This window comes from Actinomycetospora sp. (genome assembly GCF_055612215.1).
Map to the genome: position 1 here is coordinate 1 of NZ_JBVPVA010000088.1, position 5,583 is coordinate 5,583.

At 72.3% G+C, this 5,583-nt stretch carries 5 protein-coding genes and 1 pseudogene; 4 read left to right on the plus strand and 2 right to left on the minus strand.

Annotated elements, in window-relative coordinates:
- From AC0CYZ_RS02030 to AC0CYZ_RS02040, 3 genes and pseudogenes are all read left to right on the plus strand, one after another.
- Positions 1–283: pseudogene (locus AC0CYZ_RS02030) on the plus strand (electron transfer flavoprotein subunit beta/FixA family protein); the annotation flags it as partial.
- The gene (locus AC0CYZ_RS02035; protein WP_472211796.1) at positions 283–1,263 is read left to right on the plus strand and encodes an electron transfer flavoprotein subunit alpha/FixB family protein; all 981 of its coding nucleotides are present in this window, start codon (positions 283–285) and stop codon (positions 1,261–1,263) included. The pseudogene AC0CYZ_RS02030 and the gene AC0CYZ_RS02035, both read left to right, overlap by 1 nt.
- A gap of 504 nt (positions 1,264–1,767) precedes the next feature.
- Positions 1,768–2,142 (plus strand): hypothetical protein, encoded by a 375-nt coding sequence (locus tag AC0CYZ_RS02040; protein ID WP_472211799.1) that lies wholly within the window; start codon positions 1,768–1,770, stop codon positions 2,140–2,142.
- Positions 2,143–2,173: 31 nt separating this feature from the next.
- On the opposite strand, the gene AC0CYZ_RS02045 is transcribed toward AC0CYZ_RS02040, so the two are convergent.
- Positions 2,174–2,968, minus strand: coding sequence for a bestrophin-like domain (locus AC0CYZ_RS02045; RefSeq protein ID WP_472211802.1), 795 nt, complete (start codon positions 2,966–2,968; stop codon positions 2,174–2,176).
- Positions 2,969–3,050: 82 nt separating this feature from the next.
- Entirely contained in the window at positions 3,051–4,994 is a 1,944-nt protein-coding gene (locus tag AC0CYZ_RS02050) for an acetoacetate--CoA ligase (protein ID WP_472211806.1), read from the minus strand.
- A gap of 134 nt (positions 4,995–5,128) precedes the next feature.
- On the opposite strand from AC0CYZ_RS02050, the gene AC0CYZ_RS02055 reads away from it, so the two are divergent.
- Positions 5,129–5,347: a hypothetical protein gene (locus AC0CYZ_RS02055; protein WP_472211809.1), complete on the plus strand. Its 219-nt coding sequence runs from the start codon at positions 5,129–5,131 to the stop codon at positions 5,345–5,347.
- Positions 5,348–5,583: the final 236 nt, after the last annotated feature.

Below are 5,583 nucleotides of genomic sequence, written 5' to 3' on the forward strand. Positions count from 1 at the left end.
GGAGGTCGGCGACGGCGTGGAGGTCCACGAGGCGCCGCTGCCCGCCGTCGTGACCGTGCTCGAGGGACTGAACCTCCCGCGCTACCCGACGATCAAGGGGCGGCTGCGGGCGAAGAAGGCCCCGATCCGGGTGCTGCCGGCTGCGCCGGCGCGGGGCGGCCTGCGCACCCGACGCCTCCGCCACCGACCGATGGCCCACGCGGAGACCGTCGTGCTGGGGCGCGGGCCCGAGGCGGCGCCCGCCGTCGTGGACGTGCTCGCCGAGCTGGGGATGGTGCGCTGATGGTGCTCGCAGTGGTGGAACGCGACGGCGACGGGGCGCTCACCGCGGAGTCGGCCGAGGTGCTCGCCACCGCCCGGGACCTGGCCGAACAGCTCGGCGTCCCGGTCGCGGCCGTCGCCGTCGGGGAGGCGGGGGACCTCCCGGACGACCTGGCCAAGCGCGGCGTGGCGGCCCTGCACCTGCTCCAGCACGAGCTGCTCGCCGACGGCGGTCCCGCGTGCCTGGGCGAGGCGCTCGGCGTCCTCGTGGCCGCGCTCCGGCCGCCGGCGGTGATCGCCGCGGACCGCGACGGGACCGTCGAGGCGATGGCCTGGGCGGCCGCGGCGGTGGGGGTGCCGTTGGCGACGGCGTGCACGGAGATCCGGCCGGGCGCGGGGGAGTGGGAGGTCACCCGCGAACGCTCGGGGGGCGTCCTGCTCGAGGACGCCGTGCTCGACGCACCCGTCCGCTTCGCGACGCTGCGTCCCGGCGCGCCCGCACCCAGCGAGACGGGTGCGGCCGCCGAGATCGCCGTCCACGTCGTCGTGCCGGACCTCGACGCGTCGGTGCCGCGCGCCCGGCTGGTCGAGCGCCGGCAGCGGGCGGCCGGGATGACGCTGTCGACCGCGCCGGTGGTGGTCGCGGGCGGCCGCGGCGTCGGGAGCGCCGAGGGCTACGCGGTGCTCGAGGAGCTGGCCGGGCTCGTCGGCGGCGTCGTCGGGTGCTCCCGGGTCGCCACGAACAACGGGTGGCGCCCGCACTCCGACCAGGTCGGGCTCACCGGGACCCGGATCAGCCCGGACCTCTACCTCGCCTGCGGCATCAGCGGCGCCACCCAGCACTGGGTCGGCTGCATGAACGCCCGCGCGATCCTCGCCGTCAACACCGACCCCGAGGCGCCGATGGTCACCCGCGCGACGTGGGCGGTCATCGGCGACGTGCACGCGGTGCTGCCCGCCGTCGTCGCGGAGATCCGCCGGCGCGTCGACGACAGGTCGTGAGCGGCGCCCATCGAGGCGCCGCGTAGGCGTCCAGGAGGGCCGGCACGCGTTGTGACCGGAATTGGGCTCATGGGCCCGGGAACAGACCGGTCGCGTGCTTCGAGTCGTTACTCCTCGTACGTCTTCGACGACGACCTGCACCACTTCGAGATCGGTGCGATCGACAGGGCGGTGTTGCGGATCGAGGACCCGGAAATCCGTTCTCGGCGAACGGGTGGGGTCCCGATACGCGAGCACACCCGAAGAGGCTCCTCTCGTTCGACCGGCTACGCCGGAACGGTCACCAGCGTCCTGGCCGAGTCCGTCTGTACGAGTGAACTGCTTGTTCGTGCGCGGGAGGTCCTGTCACGCTGCGTTTGTGGGGCAAGGCGACGGGGTCGCGTTGCTCATCGCTGTGTCGGGTCTTCCGAAGGACCTTGGTACTGACCAGCCGGCTGCGAGGAGGCGGACGACGTGTTGGGTGAGAAACTCGGGGAAGCGAGCGGCAAATTCGCCAGCGTCCGTGTGCTCCCGTCCGAGGGTCAGGACATCTGGATCGAGGTCTCCTTCCAAGGAACCGGCACCTTGTTGGGCGAGGAGATCAGCGACATCGGCACCTACCGCCAGACGATCCGACCCGGAGGTGTGCTCTACGGCGAGGGCCACGTACTGATGATGTCGTCCGACGGGGACGTCGTCGACTGGTCCGGCGGAGGCGTCGGACGCCCGACCGGTCCAGGATTCTCCGCGAGCTACGGTGTGTCGGGGGCGGCGACGACGACTTCACAGAAGTTCGGGAGGCTCGCCCAGGTGGCCGATGTGATCGAGTACGAGGTCGAGCAGGACGGCAGCTACCGCTGGACCATGTGGGAATGGACAGGTGCCCAGGGCGGCGGGTGACGCAGGCAAATCGGGGCCGTCGTCCGCCTGGCTACGGCGTGACCGGGGACAACACCCGGATCACCTCGCGCAGCGGCTCGGGAGAGGTCGCGAGTTCACCGATGAACGGATGCGAGAGCATCACGACGAGGAAGAGGATCGTTCCCACGAGAACGCCCAGGATCACGACCATCGTGATGTGGGTCGCGGCCTTCTCGACCCCGTAGATGACCGCGCAGCCCAGCAAGAGGGCCGCGGTCAGGAGGATCACCGCCCAGAGCGACCAGGGCGGACCGACATCGGTCCGTGCCTGGAGGACGCGTTGGGTGCGAGCCTGGCTGAGATCGTCGAGGTCCGCGAAAGAGCTCGCGAGCATCGTCTTCTGGAGATCGTTCCTCGCCTGGACCTGTTCGTACGTCGAACGCAGACCGATCAGCGCCTGGTTCGCGGGCGGGTAGGAGTTCCCGTCCGCCGCGACCCCCCATTCGGTCACCGCCGTCTGCTCGTACTGCAGGAGAGCAGCCCGGATGCGGCCGCTGTCCGGCGCGTCGAACACGTGCAGGCGATCGGCCAACTGGACTCCGGAGGCCCCTTCGGCGCGCGCTCGTCCGTCGGCCGCGTTGATCTGCCCCCAGAGGGCCGAGACGACGAAGCCGATGAAGAAGGCGAACACGAGGCCGATGACACCGGCGGCGAAGCGCAGGACGTCGTTGTGCTCCTCGCCGCCGAGCCGCGGGAACCTCCGGCGCACGACCAGCTGGACACCCACCGCCAGACCGGTGACGACGACGACGACCCCGATCAACAGCAGCCATGACGGCACATGGCCCACCAACCATGCGCTCACCACGCCACCTCCTGGGTCGTCGGGCGGATCGTCGGCCCCCGAGTGGAGGCCGGCCGCGCACCGACGAGTCTCCCCGCACCGGCTACGGCCGCGCGGCGTAGGCGTCCAGGTAGGCCGGCACGGCGTCCGCCCCGCGCACGGCGTCGGGGCTGATCACCTCCTCGACCGACCGGCCGCGGAGCACCTGCTTGACCGGACGCTCCAGCTTCTTGCCGGTCAGCGTGCGCGGCACGGCGGGCACCGCGGCGATCAGGTCGGGGACGTGGCGCGGTGAGAGGTTGCGCCGCAGGGCGCGGGCGATCCGAGCCCGGAGGTCGTCGTCCAGGTCGGTGCCGGGCTCGAGCGCCACGAACAGCAGCAGCTCACCCGAGCCGCCCTGGTCGTCCTCGAGGTGCACGACGAGCGAGTCGGCCACCTCGGGCATCTCCTCGACGACCTCGTAGAACTCGGCGGTGCCCAGCCGCACGCCGCCCCGGTTCAGCGTCGCGTCCGACCGCCCGGTGATCACGCAACTGCCGCGCTCGGTGAACCGCACCCAGTCCCCGTGGCGCCAGACGCCCGGGTAGACGTCGAAGTAGGCCTCGCGGTAGCGCTCGCCGTCGGGGTCGTTCCAGAACCCGACGGGCATCGAGGGCATCGGGGCCCGCACGACGAGCTCGCCGAGCTGGTCGACCACCGGGTTCCCGTCCTCGTCGAACGCGGCGACGTCGTGGCCGATCCCGGGACCGGACATCTCGCCGCGGTACACCGGCTGCCAGGTCCCGCCCCCGACGAAGCCGCTGCACACGTCCGTCCCGCCGCTGAACGGGTTGAGGATCACGTCCGGGCCGAGGTGCTCGTAGACCCAGTCGAACGCCTCGGCCGGCAGCGGAGCCCCGGTCGTCCCCAGCTGGCGCAGCTCGGGCCAGCGCGGCGGGACGACGCCCTCCTTGCGGCACGACATGAGGTAGCCGGGGCTCGCGCCGAGCAGCGCCACGCCGGTCTCCGCCGCGAGCTGCCACTGGGCCTCCAGGTCGGGCCACAGCGGGTTGCCGTCCAGCAGCACGATCGCGCCGCGGTGCAGCAGCACCGAGATCGTGATGTTCCACATCGCCCAGGCCGTGGTGGTGAACCACAGCGTCCGGTCGCCGGGGTGGATGTCGAAGTGCAGGCCGAAGAGCCGCAGGTGCTCGAGCAGGATGCCGCCGTGGCCGTGGACGATCGCCTTCGGCAGCCCGGTGGTGCCCGAGGAGAACAGCACGTAGAGCGGGTGCTCGAAGGGGACCGGTTCGAAGGAGAGCGGCCCCGGCTCGGCGAGCAGCTGGTCCCACGTCATCGCGTCCGGCACCGGGTGCGGCCCGTAGTCCAGTCCGACGACGTGGCGCACCGTCGGCAGTCCCGCGCGGATCGTCGCCAGCTCGTCGCGCTGGTCGACCTCCTTGTCGCCGTACCGGTACGACGCGACCGCGAGCAGCACCGTCGGCTCGAGCTGGCCGAGCCGGTCGACCACGCTGCGGGCCCCGAACTCCGGCGCGCACGCCGCCCAGATCGCGCCGAGGCTCGCCGCGGCCAGGAAGACCACGATCGTCTCCGGGACGTGCGGCAGGTACCCGACGACGCGGTCGCCCGGCCCGACGCCCAGGCGCACCAGTCCCGCCCGGGCCCGCCCCACCTCGTCACGCAGCTCGCCGAAGGTGAGCTCGCGGGGCCCGCGGGTCTGCGAGCGGGCGATGATCGCGGTGCGGTCGGTGTCCTCGTCGGTGCCCAGCATGTGTGCGGCGTAGTTCAGCCGGGCCCCGGGGAACCACTGTGCGCCCGGCATCGCCGACGACCCGAGCACCCGCTCGTAGGTCCCCGACACGCCGTAGTGGTCCCAGATCGACGCCCAGAACGCCTCCGGTTCGGCCACCGACCAGCGCCACAGGGCCCGGTGGTCCTCGAACGCCAGCCCGGACGTCGACGACAGGTACTCGAGGAACGCCCCCATGCCGGTCCCGTCGACCGGGCTCGGTGGGCGCATCAGCACCGGTTCGTCGGGAGCGCCCATGGTCTCCAGATGGTGCCGTGCCGCGGGCGTCACCGGTAGCCCGCCGTCCCGGCCGTCCTTCGACGGAACGGTAGATTGTGCTCCCGGCCGTCGGGGCACCCACGCTCGTGCCCGGCGGAGGAGGGGGACGGGCGATGGTCGACGCGGTCGTGCTGCCGACGTGGTGGCGGGTCCGGTCCCCACGCCAGCGACACGGGCTGGCCTGTGTCCTGTGCGGGCGCTCCCTCGTCAGCGCCCGCGACTGGTACGCCGCGGTGCCCCGTCCGGTGGCGCTCTCCGACACGGGTTCGCCACTGCTCGCCTGCAGCGACCGTGGCTGCGCCGCCCTCTGCACACCGCTCGACGCCGAGTAGGGCACCCCGCCCGCGGACTCTTACCCGGTTCCGACCCCGCCTGCGACCGATCTTCACCGTCGGCGATCACCGTCGACGTGAACGAGTCACCGACAATCCCCGAGGACGGTCAGATGCCCTCCCGCACGCGTGTCCCCTCCGTGCTGAGCAAGGTCCCCGAGATCACGCTGATGTTCTGGGTGGCGAAGCTGCTCACGACCGGCATGGGGGAGACGACCTGGGACGCCCTCGACATC

Coding starts and splice junctions, on each gene's coding strand:
- AC0CYZ_RS02050 (WP_472211806.1), bottom strand. CDS start 4,994: ATGGGCGCTCCCGACGAACCGGTGCTGATGCGCCCACCGAGCCCGGTC.
- AC0CYZ_RS02035 (WP_472211796.1), top strand. CDS start 283: ATGGTGCTCGCAGTGGTGGAACGCGACGGCGACGGGGCGCTCACCGCG.
- AC0CYZ_RS02055 (WP_472211809.1), top strand. CDS start 5,129: ATGGTCGACGCGGTCGTGCTGCCGACGTGGTGGCGGGTCCGGTCCCCA.